This window comes from Phycicoccus sp. Soil802 (genome assembly GCF_001429605.1).
Classification (GTDB): Bacteria; Actinomycetota; Actinomycetes; order Actinomycetales; family Dermatophilaceae; genus Pedococcus.
Map to the genome: position 1 here is coordinate 101,988 of NZ_LMSS01000005.1, position 18,526 is coordinate 120,513.

Here is an 18,526-nt window from a genome sequence, read left to right on the forward strand (position 1 = left end):
AGTCGAGTCGACGCGACGCCGTGGACCCGCGGGCGGGGAACGCTCCCCACGGCCGAACGCGCCGGGCGCATTCGGGGTTCCGGTCGACAACACAGCGGGGTTCCGGTCGACGGCACAGTGCGGTTCCGACGAGGAGCCCTAGTGGGCGACGAGGTCCTGGTAGTCGGGGTGCCGGGCGATCCACGCGGAGATGAAGGGGCAGAGCGCGACGACGTCGTGCTCGGCCCGGGCCCGGACGTCGTCGAGCGCGCCCCTGGCCAGCACCCCGCCGACGCCCTGCCCGGCGAAGGCGTCGTCCACCTCGGTGTGCGTGAAGACGATGTGGGCGCCCTTGAAGCGGTAGGCCGAGAAGCCTGCGAGCGCCCCGTCGATGCGGGCCTCGTACCGGTGCTCGGCCGGGTTGTCGGTGACCACGATGTCGGAGGTCCGGAGGTCCGTCATGCGCCAAGCCAAGCACGGCTGTCAACGCAGCCGACGGGTGGGCTCACCGCCGCCGACCGGTGGGCCCGGTCAGGCCACCGCGCCCACCTCGGCGTCCTCCCCCTCCGAGCTCCACGAGCCGCGTTCGGGGGACCGGGAGATCGCCAGGCAGGCGAGCGCCGCGAACAGGCACAGCCCGCCGGCCGTCAGCCACGCGGTGAAGTAGTCGCCCGTGCTCTGCCGCACCCAGCCGGCATAGCTCGCGGCGACTCCGGCGCCGACCATGTGGGACGCGAAGACCCAGCCGAAGACGACCCCCGAGCGCGCGACCCCGAAGTGTCGGCGGCACAGCGCGATCGTCGGCGGCACGGTGGCCACCCAGTCGAGCCCGTAGAAGACGATGAAGATGAAGAGGTTGGGGTGGATGTCCGGCCCGAGCAGGGCGGGCACGAACAGCAGCGAGAGCCCCCGGACCCCGTAGTAGCCGCAGAGCAGCAGCCGCGGGTCCACCTTGTCGGTGAGCCAGCCCGAGGCGATCGTGCCGACCAGGTCGAAGACGCCGATCAGCGCGAGCAGCCCGGCGGCGGTGGTCTCGGGCATGCCGTGGTCGTGCGCCGCGGGGATGAAGTGCGTGCCGATCAGCCCGTTCGTGGACCAGCCGCAGATCCAGAAGGTGCCGACAAGGATCCAGAACGTCCGCGAGCGCGTGCTCTCGCGCAGCGTCCGCACGGCGAGCCGGCCCGGCCCGACCTGCGACCCGGTATGCCGCGTGGCCGGCTCGTCGAGCGGCTCACCCGGGTGCGCCCCCAGGGGCCGCAGGCCGAGGTCGGCCGGTCGGTCGCGGACGACCAGCAGGACCAGCGGCACCAGGAGCAGGGCCGCGCCGGTGACCACGAGCGCCGACCAGCGCCAGCCCGGCCCGGTGGCCAGGGCGGCGATCCCGGGGAGGAAGACCAGCTGTCCAGCGGCACCGGCTGCGGAGAACACCCCGGTGACCAGGCTGCGGCGCGACTCCACGAACCACCGGTTCGCGACGACGGCCCCCAGCACGAGGGCCATCGCCCCGGCCCCGACGCCCACGAACACCCCCCAGAGCAGCCACAGCTGCCAGGGGGCGGTCATCACGGTGGTGAGCCCGCTGCCGAGCGCCACGAGGACGAGGGCGAGGCAGACCACCCGGCGCAGGCCGAACCGCTCCATGAGCGCGGCCGCGAACGGCGCGGTCAGCCCGTAGATCACCAGGTTGGCCGTGACCGCGCCGGAGGTGGTGGCCCGCGACCAGCCGAACTCGGACTCGAGCGGCTCGAGCAGGGCCCCGGTCGACGACCGGAAGCCGGCTGCGGCCACGAGGGCGCCGAGGATCACGAGCGCCACCCACCAGGCCCGGTGGATGGCCGGCCGTCGGGTCGGGGTCGTCACCTGGGTAGCGGCAGGAATCGTCACTGTCGCAGGCTATCTGCCAACCGTCGGCGCCTGACAGCGCATTCCGGACAACCCCCGGCAGGATCCCGCCACGGGGGCGCCCCGCCAAGGAACGCCTGTCAGGCGACGCCGGCCAGGCCCAGCCAGCCGGCCATCAGGGCCAGCTCGTCGTCGAGGGCGGCCCGGGCCGCCTCGGGGGCCCCTGGCTCCCAGTGCACAGCCTGCACCCGCAGCACCCCTGCCGCTCGGTCGGCCTTGAGGTCACAGCGCGCCACGAGCGCGTCGCCGAACAGGAACGGCAGGACGTAGTAGCCGTGCACCCGCAGGTGGGCGGGCACGTAGATCTCCAGCCGGTAGTCCATGCCGAAGATCGCGGCGGTGCGGTCCCGCTGCCAGACCAGCGAGTCGAACGGGCTGAGCAGCGCCTGGGCGTGCACCTTCCGGGGCCGGCGCGCCTCGGGGTGCAGGTAGGCCGGCCGTTTCCAGCCCTCGATCGTGGCCGGCACGAGCGCCCCCTCCGCCACGAGGGACTCGAGGGCCGGCCGGGCCTGTTCCGGCTTGAGCCGGAAGTAGTCGCGCAGGCACTGCTCGGTGCCCACCCCGTGGGCCCGGGCCGCGATGAGGACCAGCTCCCGGAAGGCGACGTCGTGCGGCGGCCTGGCTGCGGGGTCGGCGACCTCGGCGGCGAGGTGTCCGGGCAGCACCCGCTCCAGCGCGGCATACCGTCGCTCGAACTGGCTGGTCCGGCCGGCGCTGGTGATCTGGCCGGCCCAGAAGAGGTGCTCGAGCGCGCTCTTGACCAGCGACCAGTTCCAGCCCCACTCGTCACGCTGGCGCGGGAGGTCGTGCTCGAGCGCGGCCTCCAGGCCGCGTGACGTGATCGGACCCCGCGCGCCGACCTCGGCGAGCACCGCCGCCACCAGCTCGGGGTGCTCGCGGGCGACCCGCTGCATGCCGCCCCACGAGTCCTGCAGGGCGCGTTGCATGCGGAAGTCGAGCAGCGGCCAGGTCGTGGGCGGGATCAGGCTCGCCTCGTGGGCCCAGTACTCGACCAGCCGACGCGGGGCGCGGTCGCGGGCCCGGTCGAGCAGGGCGGTGTCGTAGGGGCCGAGCCGGGAGAAGAACGGCAGGTACTGACTGCGGGTGAGCACGTTGACGCTGTCGATCTGGACGATCTGCACGCGGTCGATGACGCGCTGGACGTGCCGCATCGTGGCGCTGCCCGGCGCCGGGCGCGGCTCGGCGAAGCCCTGGGCGGCGAGGGCGATCCGCCGTGCCTGGGCACGCGTCAGCCGCACCGGTTCAGTGGTCACGCCACGTCCTTGGTCAACCAGGCCTGCAGGTCACTCGCCGGGTTCGAGGAGGTTCTCGCGGACGGCGTACATGGCCGCCTCCATCCGCGAGTGGAGCTGGAGCTTCTCGAGGATGTTGCGCACGTGGTTCTTGACGGTGTTCTCGGAGATGAACAGCTGGTGGGCGATCTCCTTGTTGGCCAGCCCGCGCGCGACGAGCCGCAGCACCTCGAGCTCGCGGTCGGTCAGCCGCGGGGCGCCGACGCCGCTGGGGCGCTCGCCCTGGCGCTTGCTCATGTGGGCGAACTCGGCGAGCAGCTTGGACGCCATCGAGGGTGACAGCAGTGAGTCGCCGTTGAACACCGCGCGCACGCCGTCGGCGATCTCCTCGCCCGGCACGTCCTTGAGCAGGTAGCCGTTGGCACCGGCCTTGACCGCCTCGTAGAGGTCGGACTCCTCGTCGGACATCGTCAGCATGATGATCTTGGTCGACGGCACGAGGGCCTTGATCGTCTGGCAGGCCTGGATGCCCGAGGTGTGGGGCATCCGCACGTCCATCAGCACGACGTCGGGAAGCAGCTCGACGGTGCGGTCGACGGCCTCCTTGCCGTCACCCGCCTCGCCGACGATCTCGATGTCGTCGTCCTGCGACACCACCATCTGCAGGCCCCGGCGGTAGAGGACGTGGTCGTCCGCGATGACGACCCTGATCGGGTCGGCACCGCTGCCCAGCACACCATCCCCATTCGACACGAGGCACATACTGTCACGGACAGCGACGACACCGGACGAAACGCCCTCTGGGCTCGCCCGGTGTCGTCGTCGTCGCAGGTCAGGAGACCTTGCGCTCCGCGCCCTCGTCCTCGGTGACGTCGAGGTGGATCACGCCGTAGGACCAGCCCCTGCGGCGGTAGACGACGCTCGGCTGGCCGGTGTCCTCGTCGTGGTAGAGGTAGAAGTCGTGCCCGACGAGCTCCATCTCGCGGACCGCCTGGTCGAGCGCCATCGGCACGGTCGCGTGGATCTTCTCGCGGATCTCGACCGGCGAGTTGCCCTGGGCGCCGAACCGGTCGCCGTCACCGTCGAGGCCGTCGTGCACGTGGTCCTCGCCGGTCGATGCGCCGGGCTCCTGGATCCGCGCCGTCGCAGCGGCCACCGACTCGGGTGCGTGCCTCCCGCGGTGCACCCGCTTGCGGTCCTGGGCCCGCCTGAGGCGTTCCATCAGCTTGTCCAGCGCCAGGTCGAGCGCGGCGTACTTGTCGTCGAGACATGCCTCGGCCCGCACGATCGGGCCCTTCACGTGACAGGTGATCTCGACCCGTTCGCAGGACTTCGCCTGCCGCTTGTTGGGCTCGTGGCTCACGATGACATCGACGCGCTGCACCCGGGGGGCGAGCTGCGGGATCTTGGCGAGCTTTTCGTCGAGGTGGTCACGGAATCGGTCTGAGACCTGCATGTGGCGTCCGGTGACGACAATCTCCACGGTGTTCCTCCATGGGTTCGGCGGGAGTGTGGGTCGGGCTGCGCAGCCCGGTGGTCAGCCGCGGCAGCACCTCCACGCGGGCGTGCGGGAGCACCCGGTGGTCGGCGTGTCCTGCTGCTCCGCTCCCTGCCGCAGAGCGCCCTTCGGACCGCGTCCGAGGCGCCCTGTTCGCGTGACGTGCACGGGGGCCAGGGGGGCCATGTACCGACGGTAGACCACGCCGGAGGTTTACGACACAAGGATTGGTTCAGCGTTTGCCCGGAGTCCGTGGTGTGCCACCTGTATGCCGTGCTCAGGCGGTTCGTGGACGGGGAAACCCGGCCCCGGGTGCCGTTCCAACCCGTGGGACAGCGACCCGGTCCGGCCGCCGGAGCGCCGCTGGGTGGCGCAGATGGTGGCGGCCACGACCACGGTCGCGCCCGCCGCACGCAGCGCGCGGGCGGCCTCGACCAGGGTCGACCCGGTCGTCAGGACGTCGTCGACGACGACGCACGCCGCCCCGTCGACGACGGCCCCCCAGCGTGGTCGAACCGCCATCGCGTGCTCGAGGTTGACGGCCCGCTCCCGCGCCCCGAGGCCGGCCTGGTCGGCCACCCGGCGCCGGGCGCGCAGCGCGTCGGCGAGGACCGCCTCAGTCGGGTCGAAGCCGGTGACGGCGCGCTCGGCCAGGGCCCGCAGCGGCGCGTCACCCCGCCGGCGACGGGCGGCTGCCGAGGACGGCACCGGGACGACGAGCACCGGCCCGTCGCCGCGGCGCCAGCGCGCGACCACCTCCGGACACCCCACCACCGCGGCATCCAGCGAGCCGGCGAGCAGCCCGCCCAGCAGGCCGGTGCAGTCGCGGCGGCCGTCGTCCTTGTAGGCCGTGACGACGGCAGCCAGCGACCCGGCATACCGGCCTGCGCTGTGCACCGGCGGCAGCCCGCGCGGGACCGGCCGCGGACGCACGGCCCTGGGGCCGCTCGGCCACAGGGAGGCCGCCACGTCGGCCTCGCAGGCGGGGCACAGGAGGTGGTCCGGGCGCCCGCAGGCGGCGCAGCCGACGGGGAGCGCGAGGTCGGTCAGGGCACGGAGAGCGTCGACGGCTCCGACCGGGCTGGACCATGGGCGCTCGCGCGACATGGGCCACATCGTGGGCTCGACGGTGTGTTGCCGCTGATTGGGGGGCGCAAGCGTGGGGACACGACTAGTCTGGGCCTCGGCCTGTGGACAACTGCTGGGCGCCGGGGACGTGAGACGGGAGGCGTGTATGCGTTGGCTGCCCCATCTGGCCGTGTCCACCCGGCTCCGCCTGTCGATGGCCGCAGTGGCCGGACTGTTCGCCTACATCGACGGAAGCTTCGTCACGGCCCTGCCGTGGATCCTGCTGGTGGTGACGCTCGACCTCGCCGCGGCCAGCCTCGGGTACCTCACCGTCATCCAGGGCGCCTTCCGGAACACCCAGCTGATCGCGCTGCTGGTCGTCGGGGTCGTCTCCGCGGGGATCGGCATGGGGAGCGAGGGATCGTGGTCCAAGCTGCTCATCCTCATCCCCGCCTACCACGCCGGATCGCGGTTCGCCCGCACCGGCGCCTTCTCCGCGCCGCTGGTCGGCCTGGTCGTCGCCTTGGCCACCTCGCAGTGGCTCAAGCAGCTGACGCCGCCCGAAGCCCAGCTGATCACCCTCGCCTCGCTGTTGGCCGTGCTCTTCGGGCTGCTCGGGGCCTGGTCCCGCGAGCTCGAGCCGGAGGAGGTGCTCCCCGACGCCAACGTGGCGGCCGAGGCGAGCCTGCTGCTCCGCCGGCTGCACGAGCTCGCCGACACCCTCGACACCGGCTTCGACGCGCCCGGGTCCGCCGAGATGGCGCTCCAGGACCTCAGCAACCAGATGCGCTCGGCCCGCAGCGCGATCCTCGTCGGCTACGGCGACGACCCGGCCGTGCCGCTGGCCATCCGTGGCGCTGACCGCACGCCCTGGCCCGACCCCATGGAGCAGGACTCCGTCCTCGCGTGGACCTGGCGACGCGGCGAGGCGACCCTCGCGGAGTGGAAGGACGACCTCGTCGCCCGCTCGGTCATCGTCGTGCCCCTCAACGACGACAAGGGCGACCGCCTCGGCCTCCTGGTCGCCGACCGCCCCCTGGTCACGCCGTTCCGCGAGGAGGACCTCGTCGCGGCCCAGGGCGTGGCTGACCGCCATGCGGCCAACATCGACCTGTCGGTGCTCTTCGCCGGGCTGCGCGAGCGCGCCGGGCTGGAGGAGCGCGAGCGGCTGGCCCGGGAGATGCACGACGGGATCGCCCAGGAGATGGTCGCGCTCGGCTTCGGCATCGATGCCGTGCGGCGCAAGGCACGCGGCGCCGACTCCCCCCTCGCCGACGAGCTGGACGCCCTGCGCGTGGACGTGTCGCGGGTCCTGGGTGACCTGCGGCTGCACATCGCCGACCTGCGGATCGCGGTGCGCCCCGACACCGGGCTCGGCGCGATGATCGGCGCCCGGCTCCAGAACTTCGGGTCGTCGTCGGGCGTGACCACCCGGATGCACCTCAGCGAGACCGGGTTCCGGCTGCCCGCGCACACCGAGGTCCTCATCTACCGACTGTTCCTGCGGATGCTGGCCGACGCCCGGCACTCCCTCAATGCCGAGACCGTCGAGGTGCGGCTCAACGTCGCAGCCCCGAGAGTGGAGCTGTGGATGGCTCACGACGGCACCAGCACCCTCACCGAACGCGACTTCGGCGACCATCCCCTGCTCAGCCTCGGCGGGGAGATCTCCATCGAACCCTTCGGCGTTGAAGGCGTCGCCCTCCGCATGCGCATGCGTGCTCGTGGCGCCGCTCCCTCAGCAACGCTGTCCAACGAAAGGATCCCCCAGCCCTCATGACCATCAACGTCGTGGTGATCGACGACCACACCCTCGTCCGCGAAGCCGTCTGCCGCATGATCGACAGCGAGCCCGACCTGGCCGTCGTCGGCCAGGCGGGAGGCATCGCAGAGGGACGCACCGTCCTCGCCCAGAACCTCATCCACGTGCTCGTCGTCGACGTGTCCATGCCCGACGGCTCGGGACTGGTGCTGGCCCGCGCCGCGCGCGAGGCCTCGCCCCGGCTCGGCATCGTGGTCCTGACCATGCACAACGACGACGAGACCCTGCTGGAGGCGCTCGACCTGGGCGCGTCGGCGCTGGTCCTGAAGTCGGCCCCCTCCGACGAGGTCATCGCCGCGGTCCGCCGGGCCGCCGTCGCGCCCGACGCCTTCATGGCGACCGGGCTCGCCGAGGCGCTGCGCCGTCGGGACTCGAGCGACAAGCCCCGCCTCACGCCCCGTGAGGCCGAGGTCCTCGACCGCCTCGTCGCCGGTGACTCCATCGCGGCCGTCGCCAAGAAGCTCTACATGAGCGAGTCGACCGTGAAGACCCACGTCTCCAAGGTCTACGAGAAGCTCGGCGCCCACAACCGCGCCTCCGCGGTGATGTCCGCGCTGCGCCTCGGGCTGGTGAAGGCCGAGTCGGTGGGCCACGCGCGGCACTGACCAGCACCACGCGGCATACCCACCACAGCGACCGGGTGTGCCGCGGACGCACCGCATGCAGAAGGACCCCGCCGGTGGCGGGGTCCTTCTGTCGTACCGGCTGGTGGGGTCAGCTCACATGTTCCCGAAGGTGTCGGCGATCCGGATGGCACCGGGGCCGATGATGACGATGAACAGGGCGGGGAAGATGAACAGGAGCATCGGGAAGAGGATCTTCACCGGCACCTTCATGGCCTTCTCCTCGGCCCGCTGACGGCGCACGAGACGCATCTGGTTGGACTGCTCGCGCAGCACGTTGCCGATGGGCAGACCCAGCCGGTCGGCCTGGACCAGGGCGCTCACGAAGGTCTTGGCCTCGGAGACCGTGGTGCGGGCGGCCAGCGAGGAGAACGCCGCGCCTCGCGTCTTGCCGATCTGGATCTCCGACAGCACGCGGGCGAACTCACCCGAGATCGGGCCGGTGGTGGAGCGAGCGACCTGCAGCAGCGCCGCGTCGAAGCCCTGACCGGCCTCCACACAGACGGTCAGCATGTCGAGGGCGTCGGCGAGGCCGCGCTGCAGCTCCTCCTGGCGCTTCTGGCCGGTGTTCATGAGCAGCAGGTCGGGCAGGAAGAACCCGGCTGCCGCGGCGGCGGCGCAGATGACCAGGCCGCGGATGCTGAGCTGTCCGCCCAACAGGAAGCCGAGGACCGCTCCCACCAAGAGGCCGATGCCCTTGGCGCCCATCACCCGCTCGACCGTCCAGGAGCCGGGGTTGCCGGCCAGGTTGAGCCGACGCACGATGCGGTCGTTGGCCCCGGTCGGCGACAGGCGCTGCGCGAGGGCGCGGGTCTGGTTGAGCATCGGGGCGACGAGCCGCTCCATGGCCGGGAGGTCGGACTTGCCCACCTCGTTCTTGTCGATGGTCCGCTCGATCAGGTCGAGGGACCGAGCGACCCCGGTGGGCTGGCCGGCGCCGAGGCCCGTGGCGAGCACCAGAGTGCCCAGAGCTCCACCGATGAAGACGAGCGCGAGGACGAGCAGAATTGTTCCCATCAGACCTTCACATCCACGACTTTGCGCATCCAGGCCATGCCGATGCCGAGCGAGATGACGCCGCCGATGATCATGGCTATACCCATCGGTCGGGTCCAGAGGAGTTCGATGTACTCACGGTTGGTCTTCATCGTGTAGAGGAAGACCCCGATCGGGAGCGCGACGAGGATGTAGGCCGACAGCCGGCCCTCGGCCGAGAGGGCGCGGACGTGGCGACGGAGCTCCTCACGCTCACGAAGCGTCTTGGCGGTGGTGCGCAGCGTCTCGGCCAGGTTTCCACCGACCTCACGCTGGATCCGGATGGCCATCGAGGTCCAGCGCATGTTGTCGCTGTCCATCCGGTCGGACATCCGCTCCAGCGAGTCCGCGATGTCAGAGCCGATGCGGGTCTCGGCCAGGGCCCGGGCGAACTCCTTCGCGGCCGGCTCGGCGGCGTCCTTGGCCACGGCGTCGAGCGCCTGCGGCAGGGAGAAGCCGGTGCTCAGGCTGCTGGCCACCAGGGTCAGCACGTCGGGCAGCTGGCTGTCGAACTTCTTGCCCCGACGGTTGGAGAGGAAGCGCAGGACGAAGGCCGGCCCGAAGATCCCGACCACCAGACCGCCCAGGGCAGCCGCGATCGTCGCCAGGAGGCCGCCACGGAAGAAGATCATCGAGGCGGCGACCGTCGCGACGACAGCCACGATGCGCAGCACCCACCACTCTCCTGCGCGCAGGGGCAGGTCGGCACGCTGGATGTGGGCCATCGTCTTGCTGGTCGACGAGCGACCTTCCATCATCCGCTCGCCGAGGAACACGAGGTTCTCCGACATCACGTTCGGGCGGGACTTGGCCTTGCCGATCGCGGCGGTGCCGGCGGCCACGTAGCGGTCGATGTTCTCGACCCGGGTGCGGCGACCGGACTTGAAGGACGAGCTCGCCAGCGAGATCACCAGCACCATCAGGGCCAGGAAGACCGCCCCGATGGCGATGCCGAGGATCGGGGAGACCCCGAGGATCGGCAGGACCGCAGGCTTGGGTGCCGCCTTCACGACGTCCTCGGTGGGGCCGACGACCGGTGAGTTGTCCGAGGTCGCCTTGGTCGGGGCGGCCACGCCGGCTCCGAAGTCCACGAGCGCGGTCGTCGCGAACGGCTTGCCGTTCGACTGGCCGGAGATCTTGACGTTCTGGGCGCCACCGACGCCCACCGGGAGCGGCATCGAGAAGCTGAGCTGCGAGGCGAGGGTCTTGGCAGCGGAGGTGAAGGCGTTCTGCACACTGCCTGCGTTGGCCGCGGAGACGACGCTGCCGCCGCCCGCCTTGGCGAAGCTCTGGAGCACGCTGACGTTGCTGTCGGTGGACTTGAACGAGACGGCTTCAGCGCGGACCTTGGCACCCTTCAGGGCGGCCACGGTCGAGGCCTGGGTGGCCGTGCTCGCGGTGTCACCACCGTCGCTGAGGATCAACAGGCTGCGCTCGCCCTTGCTGCCGAGCGACTTCACCGCGAGGGTGACCCCGTCGTACAGCGCGGTCTCACCGTCGGCGGTCAGGGCGTTGACCGCGGTCTGGACCTTGCCCTGGTCGCCCGTGGGCGGGAGGTTCAGCTTGGCCTTGCCGGAGAACGACACGACGCCGATCCGCACGTCGTCGGGGACGCTCTTGAGGAACGCCCCGACGGCGGAGCGCACGGTGGCCATCCCCGTCGTCCCCATCGAGCCGCTGGTGTCGACGACGATGATCGCGGTCCGGGCCACTGGCGAGCCGGAGCCGCTGGTGATCGCGTCGACCGGGTAGGTCTTCCCGGCCACCGTCACGTCGAGCGAGGGGTCGATGTCCGACCCGGACGTGGAGGAGATCAGGCCGATCAGGTTGCCGGACTTGACCTCGATCCCGGTCACCGTGACCGAGCTGTCCGCGGCCAAGGCAGGCACTGCGGCGAGGAGCCCGACCAGTCCCGCGGTGAGCAGCGCGCGGCCGGCGCGCTGGGTACCACGCACCATCACAACCCCTTGATGAAGAGGTCTGCCGGCAGCTCGATGCCCTGGTCACGCAGGTCGTCGGCGAACTTGGGCCGGAGCCCGTTGCTCTTGAGCGCGCCGCGGAAGCGACCCTGCTCGTCCCGGCCGGCGCTGTAGTCGAAGGTGAACAGATCCTGCATGGTGATGATCTCGCCCTCCATGCCGATCACCTCGCTGATCGCGGTGACGCGACGCGAGCCGTCCTTCATACGGGCCTGCTGGATGACCATGTCGACGGCGCCGGCGACCTGCTCGCGGATGGCTCGCACGGGCAGGTCGACGCCGGCCATGAGCACCATGGTCTCGAGGCGGGACAGGCTGTCGCGCGGGCTGTTGGCGTGCACGGTGGTGAGCGAGCCGTCGTGACCGGTGTTCATGGCCTGGAGCATGTCGAGGGCGGCGCCGTCACGGCACTCACCGACGACGATGCGGTCGGGGCGCATACGCAGCGAGTTCTTGACGAGCTCACGGATGGCGATCTCGCCGCGACCCTCGATGTTGGAGGGGCGGGACTCCAGCCGCAGGACGTGGTCCTGGTGGAGCTGGAGCTCCGCGGCGTCCTCGATCGTGACGATGCGCTCGTCGGCGGGGATGAACGACGACACCACGTTGAGCAGGGTCGTCTTACCCGAACCGGTACCACCGGAGATGATGATGTTGCGGCGACCCCGGACGCAGGCCGAGAGGAAGTCGCGGACCTGCGGCGTGAAGGTGCCGAAGGCGATGAGGTCCTTGTCCGTGAACGGGTCGGTCGCGAACTTGCGGATGGTGAGCAGCGACCCGTCCAAGGCGATCGGCGGGATCACCGCGTTGACACGCGATCCGTCGGGCAGGCGGGCGTCCACGAGCGGGCTGGCCTCGTCGACGCGGCGACCCACGCGGCCCACGATCTTGTCGATCGTGCGGCGCAGGTGGGCGTCGGAGGCGAAGTGGGTCTCGACGGCATACAGCTTGCCGGCGCGCTCGACGTAGATCTGGTCGGGCCCGTTCACCATGATCTCGGTGATCTCGCTGTCGCGGAGCAGCGGCTCCAGCGGACCGTGGCCGAGGATCTCGTCCGAGACCTCCTGGGAGATCCGCGTGCGGTCGGCGAGCGAGAGCGGCGTGTCCTCGTGGTCGATGACCTCCTGCAGGGTGTGCCGCACCTTCTGCTCGAGCTCGTTCTGGTCGAGGTGCGGGTCGTACAGCTGCGGACCCAGCGAGTCCATCAGCGCCTGGTGGACGCTGGCCTTCACCGTGGCGAACGGGTCGATCAGGCGCGGCCGGTCGTTGGCCGAGGGCGCACTCGCACTGGACTCGGTCGCAGACGCCTGACTGCGACGGACGCTCTCGAGCCGGTCGGCCAGGCTCATCGGTTACCTCCACGCGACAGGGACCAGCGGCTGGCCTTGGGGGACTGCTGTGACGTCCCGGGTGCGTCGGCCGCACCCGTCGGGGCGTCGGGGACACGGATGAAGCGGTCGGCGAGGTCGCGCAGGGCGACGCTCACCGCGTGCTTCGGCTCGTCGAGGATGATCGGCACCCCACGGTTGACCGAGGCCGGCACCGCGGTGCTGTTCGGCACCATCACGGCGATGTCCTGCTTGATGGCCGCGACGACGTCCTCCGGTCGGAGCCCGACCTTCGCGTCGGAGCGGTTGAGCACGACAAGGCGTGACTCCTTCTTGTTGCCGAGGAGGTCGAGGGTGTCGAGGGTGAGGCGCAGGTTCTTGACCGCGGGGATGTCGAGGGTGGCGATCAGGATCAGCAGGTCGCTGTCATCGAAGGCCGCCAGGACGTGCGAGGTGAAGGCCGGCGGGGTGTCGAGGATGACGTAGTCGTAGTGCCGCTTGGCCACGCGGACGAGCTCGGCGACCGTGGTGCCCGGCACCCGGTCCGCGTCACTCGGCTCGGCCGGCGCGCTGATCGCCTCGAGGCCGCTGTCGTGCTTGGTGACGACGGCCTTGATGGCCTGCTCGTCGATGTTGCCGGCCATGCTGACCAGGTCGATGATCGAGTTCTGGGGCAGCATCTGCAGGCTGATGCCGACGTCGCCGAAGGCGAGGTCGAGGTCGATGAGCAGCACTCGCGAGCCGGTAGAGGCCAGGTAGGCACTGAGGTTCGTCGCGAACGTCGTCTTGCCGACGCCGCCCTTCGCCGAGAACACCGTCACGACCCGGGCCGTCTTGGCGCCGACGCCCCCCGACTCTCCGGCGTGCCCGTGCACGCGGGTCGAGAGGTCGCGGCTGCGGCGCGCCGCATCGGCCAGACCGGTGACGTCGTCGGAGGTGATGACCTCGCGGATGCCGGCGCGCAGGGCCTGGCCCAGCACGGCCACGTCGATGCGCCGGCGCAGGAGGATGACCCCGAGCTCGGGGCGCTCCACGCGGCAGAGCTCGGCGAACTGGCAGGCGGCATCCATGTCGACGTCCGGACCGATCAGGACGAGCAGCTCGGTCGGGTTGTCCTCGAGCGCCCGGACCATGGTGGCCTGGGTCTCGAAGCGGGTGATCGCACCCACCGCGAAGTCGTAGCGCTCGGTGGCGCCGGGGTCGGCGTCCCACAGGAGGGTCATGACGCACTCCTACTTGGCGGAGAAGAGGGTGGCTTCGGAGATGACCTTACCGAGGTCGATCTTGGGGTCCGTGCCACGCAGTGCGGCGTACAGGTTGCCGGTCTGGATCCCGTGCACCAGGCGGGTGGCGTCAGCGGGCGACACCGCGACGGTCATGAGGGCACCCCGGACCGGAGCCGAGCCGGCGGAGTCCTCCCCCGCGTCGGTGGGGGCCTGCGTCGGGGTGAGCGAGGCCTCGCCCATCGCGATGACCAGGACGTCGTCGAGGAGGACGCGGGTCTGCTGGCTCAGCTTGGTGGCGTCGGCGCCGTCCTTCACTGCCGTCTCGGTGGGCGTGTAGGTGTCGAACAGGACGACCTTGGACCCGGGCGTGAGGAAGGTGCCGACGCGGGCGGGGTCAGCCAGGGCGATGGACACCGCGACCTGACCGGCCGGCACGTCGATGGCCTTGGTGCCCACGGGCTTGGTGCCGAAGCGGTCGGCGAGCACGTACTCGCCGGGTTGGATGTCCGAGAGGGCGTACAGCCCACCATTCGAACCGGTGACGCCCTGCAGGGCACCGAGCGGCACACCCTTCGCGGCGACCGAGGTCTTGATGATCAGGCCGCTCTGCACCGAGTCCTTGAGCGTCGTGCCAGCGGGCACGACGGACTTGACCACATACACGGACGATGGGTCCTGCGCAGCGATGGCCCTGTCGTCAGCACCCTTGGCGTACATCAGCACGGCGACCACGCCGAGCAGTGCCACGACGGCGGCCGCGAAGATGGCGACGATTCTGCGTCCCACGATGTGATTCCCTTGCTTGAGGTCAGACGGTGGAGGACGCGCCGGCGGGGCGCGTCCTACGGGTTGAAGATGCTCGACGGCACGTTGTAGAGGTCGCTCACGTTGTGCCCGAAGGCCACGACGGAGACCACGATGACGATGGCGATGAGGCCCACCATCAGGCCGTACTCGACAGCGGTGGCTCCGTGGTCGCCCCGGTGGACTCCGGGGCGACCACGGTTCAGCCAGCTGTCGGAGGAGCGCAGCCGCACTCCCGCGGCGGACCGGCCGAAGGGCGCGATACGAGCGAGTCGTGCGGTCATGCTTCCTCCTGGGTTCGGCGGGCTGAAGTTGTGGCCCGTCGGATTTTCTTGGTTACGTCAGATGCTGGTGGCGGTGTTCTTGAACAGCGTGCTGAGGTTCGTGCCGAGCAGCGCAACGGCGACGATGATGACGATCGCGATGAGGGCAACCATGAGGCCGTACTCGACGGCGGTCGCACCCTTCTCGCGGGAGACGAGCTTGGTGTGAAGCTTGGCGGCGAACTTGTGCATGTGAGTAGTCCTTTCGAGACCAACGGGCGCGGTGGCCGTGTGCCCCGCGGTGAGAAGACTCGCAGTTCCGAGGACGGTGGGTAATCGTCCGTCATGCCATCCCCAACCGGCACCTTCGACTCCACTCTCTCCCCCGAACGGCCGATACCCGCCACCGAGTCACGCGCGTAGGGGACGTGCGAATCGGCCGCCTCCGGTGCGGGGCTGGACGCGGGTTGCGTCGTGGTCCCCTGGGTGGAGGCGGCCGATCACGGTCACGAGTGGGCGACCGGTGCGCGCGGTCGCGAGGAAATGGTCAGACGCTGTTGGCGGTGTTGTTGAACAGCGTGCTGAGGTTGGTGCCGAGGAGCGCCACGGCGACGATGATGACGATGGCGATGAGGGCGACCATCAGGCCGTACTCGACGGCGGTCGCACCCTTCTCGCGAGCAGCGAGCGCGGTGTTCAGCTTTGCCACGAACTGGAGCATGAGATGAGCCCCTTTCTGGGTAGAGCGGTGAGCGCGGGACGATTTCCCTTGGCGTCAAGCACACGGTCCCAGTTCGTAGGCGCCGCGATAATCGCCCAACGTGCCAGCCCCGACCGGTACTTTCGACTGCTCCCGCTCCCCCGTACAGCCGATGCCGGTGCGCCTGCGTGCGCCGCTATGGGCAACCTGCGAAGAATGAGGACATGCCCAGGCGAACCCCACTTCTCCGTGGCTGGGCGATCCTGCTGCCTGCGGTGGCCGTGGCCCTGGCCCCCCTCGCGCTGACCCGACCGGTGGGCGACCCCAGCCCCTGGCTGCACCTGCGCGTGGGGCAGTTCCTGCGGGAGGGCGGCCGGTTCGGCCTGCCCGACCCGTGGGCACCCTTCGCCACGCACGCCTACGTGCCCACCCAGTGGCTGCCTTCCATCGTCGTCTCGGACCTGACCGACCGGTTCGGGCTCGGCGCGGTGGTGTGGACGCGGGACCTGGGCATCGTCGCGCTGTTCGTCGCGGTCCACCTCGCCCTGCGCGCCCTTGCGGACGTACGGATCTCGCTGGTGGTCAGCTCGGCGGTGATGCTGGCCGCCTGGCCGGCGCTGACCGAACGACCCCAGCTGCTCGGCTTCGTCCTGTTGGCGCCCGTCGTGGCGCTGTGGCAGGCCAGTGCGCGTGACGGGCGGGCCCGCTGGTCCCTGGTGCCCCTCAGCTGGCTGCTGGCCTGCACCCACGGCATCTGGTCGCTCGGCCTGGCCGTCGGTGCGGTGTGCGTCGTCGCCACGCCTTGGGGCCGGGCCGGGCACCGCCGGATGGCGGGGGTCTGGGTGGCGAGCCTGGCCGCGACGGCCCTGACCCCGCTGGGCCCCAGGATCCTCGCGACGCCGTTCGCAGCCGGCTCGAACGGGCGCCAGTTCGTCGAGGAGTGGCTGCCGTCCTCGGCGCGCGACCCACACGTGGCGGTGGCCCTCGGGCTCTGCGCGGTGCTGGTGGCGCTCTGGCTCTTCCAGCCCGACCGGCCTCCGCTCTGGCAGGTGCTGCTCCTCCTGCTGTCGATCGTGTTGACGCTCTCGATGCAGCGGACGGTGCCGGTCGCAGCGCTGGTCCTCGCGCCGATGGTGGCGGCCGCCGGCACGCTGCGCTGGGGTTCGCTCGACCGCGAACGCCCCGCCCCTGCCACGGAGCGGTGGGCCCTGCTCGCCGCGGTCGTGGTGGCGGCGCTGGTCGCCCTCCCGCTGTCCGCGAGCGCGGCCCGCCAGGAGCCGGCCTACGTGCCGCAGGCCCTGCAGGCCCCGCTCGACGCGCTGCCGGCCGGCACCCGCGTCCTCGCCGAGGGCGACGTGACCGGCTGGTTGCTCTACACCGCGCCCCAGCTGCGACCGGTGTTCGACCTGCGGATCGAGTCGTACGCCCCCGACCACGTGCGCGACTACATCGACGCCCGCGCCGCCGAACCCGGCTGGCAGTCCTTCATCGCGAAGACCGCGCCGAGGGCCGCCCTCCTCCTCGAGTCCGCTCCCCTCGCCGGCGCGCTGCAGGATGAGTCCCACTGGACCGTGCAGGCCCGGGACCGGGGCTTCGTCCTGCTGGTGGCACCGTGACCCGGTCCTTCTCCCGCGCCCTGGGCATTTTCGGGTATGCCGTGGCGCTCCTCGTCGGGTTCGGTTTCGGCACGGGGCGGTACCAAGAGGTCGACACCTGGTGGCACCTGCGGGTGGGCCGGCACATCCTCGACACCCACCAGCTGCGCGGCACCGACCCGTGGGCGGCTTTCGCCGTCCACCCCTACACGGCCACCCAGTGGCTGCCCGAGGCCGTCACCGCGTGGCTGGTTGACCTCACCGGGATGGGGGCAGTGGTCTGGCTGCGCTCCCTGGCCAGCCTCTCCCTCGTCGTGCTCCTCTATCTCACGGCGCGGCAGTCGGCCGGGCGGCTGGCCTCCTCCGCGGCGGCGGCCATCGGCGTGCTGGGCTGTGGGGCCGGGCTCAACCCCCGTCCCCAGCTCGTGAGCTTCGTCTGCTTCGCCGTCGTCGTGCTCGCCTGGTCCCGCACGGTGCGCGACGGCCGTCCTCGCTGGTGGCTCATCCCGGTGTTCTGGCTCTGGGGGTGCAGCCACGGCCTGTGGACCTTCGGCCTCCTCGTCAGTGCCGTGTTCCTGGCTGCACTGGTCGTCGACCCCGTGACCCGGCCCGACCGGCGACGCACGGCGCAGCTCGCCGGGCTGGTGGCCGCGTGCGCCGCAGTGGTCGCGCTGACCCCGCTGGGCCCGGCCCTCCTGCTCACCCCCTTCGACGTGGCGGCCAACGCCGCTGGGCTCGCCGAGGAGTGGCGGGCGACACCGGTCAACAACGTCTTCGCGATCGCGGCCCTGGGCATGGGGGTCGCCACGCCGCTGGCCTGGCTCGTGACCCGGCACCGCCCGCGGGTCTGGGAGCTGGCCCAGCTCACCCTGTCGCTCGGCCTCACCCTGGTGATGTGGCGTCTCGTGCCGCTCGGGGCGATCCTGGCGGCGCCCCTGCTCGCCACGGCGATCCAGCCGCTGGTCGGTCGAGCCCGCGAGGGCTGGTCGAGGCGCGAGCGCCGGGCCGTGCTGGCGTCGTGGGCCGCCGCACTGGCGCTCGCCACCGCCCTGGCGGCCGGCTCCGCCGGCCCCACCGCGCAACAGTTCCCCGGCAAGGTCGGCGCGGTGGACTCGGCGCTGGCGGAGCTGCCGGCCGGCACCGTGGTGCTGGACGACTTCGGCCTCAGCGGCTGGCTCCTGTGGAAGCACCCGACGCTCGAGCCCGTCATCGACCTCCGGGTCGAGCTGTACTCCCCCGAGCACATCGCCGCCTACCGCCGGACCGAACGCGTCCAGCCGGGCTGGCAGGACCTGCTCACCGAGACCCGGCCCGCCTACGCGGTGCTGCGCACCGACTCCGCGCTGAGTGGCGCGCTGCAGGACCGGCTCGGCTGGGCGACCGTCGCGACCGGCGGCGACTACACGCTGCTGCGCGCCCCGGCCGGACCCGGCTGAGCCGAGCCGCGCGTC

The 18,526-nt window shown here is 71.3% G+C and carries 18 protein-coding genes; 4 read left to right on the forward strand and 14 right to left on the reverse strand.

Annotation, left to right across the window (positions count from 1 at the left end; genetic code table 11):
* Positions 1–138: 138 nt before the first annotated feature.
* From ASG91_RS11620 to ASG91_RS11645, 6 genes are all read right to left on the reverse strand, one after another.
* Positions 139–441, reverse strand: a complete 303-nt coding sequence (locus tag ASG91_RS11620; protein WP_056922817.1) for a GNAT family N-acetyltransferase — start codon at positions 439–441, stop codon at positions 139–141.
* 69 nt (positions 442–510) lie between these two features.
* Complete coding sequence (locus ASG91_RS11625; RefSeq protein ID WP_157606321.1) at positions 511–1,863, reverse strand: MFS transporter; 1,353 nt, start codon at positions 1,861–1,863, stop codon at positions 511–513.
* 98 nt (positions 1,864–1,961) lie between these two features.
* On the reverse strand, positions 1,962–3,155 hold the full coding sequence (locus ASG91_RS11630) for a winged helix-turn-helix domain-containing protein (protein WP_235545576.1): 1,194 nt from the start codon (positions 3,153–3,155) through the stop codon (positions 1,962–1,964).
* A gap of 30 nt (positions 3,156–3,185) precedes the next feature.
* Positions 3,186–3,896 (reverse strand): response regulator transcription factor, encoded by a 711-nt coding sequence (locus ASG91_RS11635; protein ID WP_056922820.1) that lies wholly within the window; start codon positions 3,894–3,896, stop codon positions 3,186–3,188.
* Between the two features lie 70 nt (positions 3,897–3,966).
* Positions 3,967–4,617: a ribosome hibernation-promoting factor, HPF/YfiA family gene (hpf, locus tag ASG91_RS11640; protein WP_056922821.1), complete on the reverse strand. Its 651-nt coding sequence runs from the start codon at positions 4,615–4,617 to the stop codon at positions 3,967–3,969.
* Positions 4,618–4,845: 228 nt separating this feature from the next.
* A complete protein-coding gene (locus tag ASG91_RS11645; RefSeq protein WP_056922822.1) occupies positions 4,846–5,739 on the reverse strand; it encodes a ComF family protein in 894 nt (297 codons plus the stop codon).
* A 151-nt stretch (positions 5,740–5,890) separates the two neighbouring features.
* On the opposite strand from ASG91_RS11645, the gene ASG91_RS11650 reads away from it, so the two are divergent.
* Complete coding sequence (locus ASG91_RS11650; RefSeq protein ID WP_056922823.1) at positions 5,891–7,480, forward strand: sensor histidine kinase; 1,590 nt, start codon at positions 5,891–5,893, stop codon at positions 7,478–7,480.
* Entirely contained in the window at positions 7,477–8,127 is a 651-nt protein-coding gene (locus tag ASG91_RS11655) for a response regulator transcription factor (protein ID WP_056922824.1), read from the forward strand. The genes ASG91_RS11650 and ASG91_RS11655 overlap by 4 nt, the downstream gene beginning before the upstream one ends.
* A gap of 114 nt (positions 8,128–8,241) precedes the next feature.
* Here the strand turns inward: ASG91_RS11655 and ASG91_RS11660 are convergent, their stop codons facing one another.
* From ASG91_RS11660 to ASG91_RS11695, 8 genes are all read right to left on the reverse strand, one after another.
* A complete protein-coding gene (locus tag ASG91_RS11660; RefSeq protein ID WP_056922825.1) occupies positions 8,242–9,162 on the reverse strand; it encodes a type II secretion system F family protein in 921 nt (306 codons plus the stop codon).
* On the reverse strand, positions 9,162–11,138 hold the full coding sequence (locus ASG91_RS11665) for a type II secretion system F family protein (protein WP_056922826.1): 1,977 nt from the start codon (positions 11,136–11,138) through the stop codon (positions 9,162–9,164). Before ASG91_RS11665 ends, ASG91_RS11660 begins: the two co-directional genes overlap by 1 nt.
* Positions 11,138–12,508, reverse strand: coding sequence for a CpaF family protein (locus tag ASG91_RS11670; RefSeq protein ID WP_056922827.1), 1,371 nt, complete (start codon positions 12,506–12,508; stop codon positions 11,138–11,140). Before ASG91_RS11670 ends, ASG91_RS11665 begins: the two co-directional genes overlap by 1 nt.
* Entirely contained in the window at positions 12,505–13,710 is a 1,206-nt protein-coding gene (locus ASG91_RS11675; RefSeq protein WP_056922828.1) for an AAA family ATPase, read from the reverse strand. Before ASG91_RS11675 ends, ASG91_RS11670 begins: the two co-directional genes overlap by 4 nt.
* A 9-nt stretch (positions 13,711–13,719) precedes the next feature.
* On the reverse strand, positions 13,720–14,499 hold the full coding sequence (locus tag ASG91_RS11680) for an RcpC/CpaB family pilus assembly protein (protein ID WP_056922829.1): 780 nt from the start codon (positions 14,497–14,499) through the stop codon (positions 13,720–13,722).
* 56 nt (positions 14,500–14,555) lie between these two features.
* On the reverse strand, positions 14,556–14,801 hold the full coding sequence (locus ASG91_RS11685; protein ID WP_056922830.1) for a Flp family type IVb pilin: 246 nt from the start codon (positions 14,799–14,801) through the stop codon (positions 14,556–14,558).
* A 57-nt stretch (positions 14,802–14,858) separates the two neighbouring features.
* Positions 14,859–15,032, reverse strand: coding sequence for a Flp family type IVb pilin (locus tag ASG91_RS11690; RefSeq protein WP_056922831.1), 174 nt, complete (start codon positions 15,030–15,032; stop codon positions 14,859–14,861).
* 295 nt (positions 15,033–15,327) lie between these two features.
* The gene (locus ASG91_RS11695) at positions 15,328–15,489 is read right to left on the reverse strand and encodes a Flp family type IVb pilin (RefSeq protein ID WP_235543459.1); all 162 of its coding nucleotides are present in this window, start codon (positions 15,487–15,489) and stop codon (positions 15,328–15,330) included.
* Between the two features lie 215 nt (positions 15,490–15,704).
* On the opposite strand from ASG91_RS11695, the gene ASG91_RS11700 reads away from it, so the two are divergent.
* Both ASG91_RS11700 and ASG91_RS11705 read left to right on the forward strand, forming a co-directional pair.
* Entirely contained in the window at positions 15,705–17,096 is a 1,392-nt protein-coding gene (locus ASG91_RS11700; RefSeq protein ID WP_056922833.1) for a hypothetical protein, read from the forward strand.
* Complete coding sequence (locus ASG91_RS11705; RefSeq protein ID WP_056922834.1) at positions 17,093–18,511, forward strand: hypothetical protein; 1,419 nt, start codon at positions 17,093–17,095, stop codon at positions 18,509–18,511. The genes ASG91_RS11700 and ASG91_RS11705 overlap by 4 nt, the downstream gene beginning before the upstream one ends.
* Positions 18,512–18,526: the final 15 nt, after the last annotated feature.

Bases quoted from the DNA above. Each gene is read 5' to 3' on its own strand.
- ASG91_RS11620 (WP_056922817.1), bottom strand. From the start codon at position 441: ATGACGGACCTCCGGACCTCCGACATCGTGGTCACCGACAACCCGGCC.
- ASG91_RS11635 (WP_056922820.1), bottom strand. From the start codon at position 3,896: ATGTGCCTCGTGTCGAATGGGGATGGTGTGCTGGGCAGCGGTGCCGAC.
- ASG91_RS11645 (WP_056922822.1), bottom strand. From the start codon at position 5,739: ATGTCGCGCGAGCGCCCATGGTCCAGCCCGGTCGGAGCCGTCGACGCT.
- ASG91_RS11655 (WP_056922824.1), top strand. From the start codon at position 7,477: ATGACCATCAACGTCGTGGTGATCGACGACCACACCCTCGTCCGCGAA.
- ASG91_RS11660 (WP_056922825.1), bottom strand. From the start codon at position 9,162: ATGGGAACAATTCTGCTCGTCCTCGCGCTCGTCTTCATCGGTGGAGCT.
- ASG91_RS11665 (WP_056922826.1), bottom strand. From the start codon at position 11,138: ATGGTGCGTGGTACCCAGCGCGCCGGCCGCGCGCTGCTCACCGCGGGA.
- ASG91_RS11670 (WP_056922827.1), bottom strand. From the start codon at position 12,508: ATGAGCCTGGCCGACCGGCTCGAGAGCGTCCGTCGCAGTCAGGCGTCT.
- ASG91_RS11675 (WP_056922828.1), bottom strand. From the start codon at position 13,710: ATGACCCTCCTGTGGGACGCCGACCCCGGCGCCACCGAGCGCTACGAC.
- ASG91_RS11685 (WP_056922830.1), bottom strand. From the start codon at position 14,801: ATGACCGCACGACTCGCTCGTATCGCGCCCTTCGGCCGGTCCGCCGCG.
- ASG91_RS11690 (WP_056922831.1), bottom strand. From the start codon at position 15,032: ATGCACAAGTTCGCCGCCAAGCTTCACACCAAGCTCGTCTCCCGCGAG.
- ASG91_RS11700 (WP_056922833.1), top strand. From the start codon at position 15,705: ATGCCCAGGCGAACCCCACTTCTCCGTGGCTGGGCGATCCTGCTGCCT.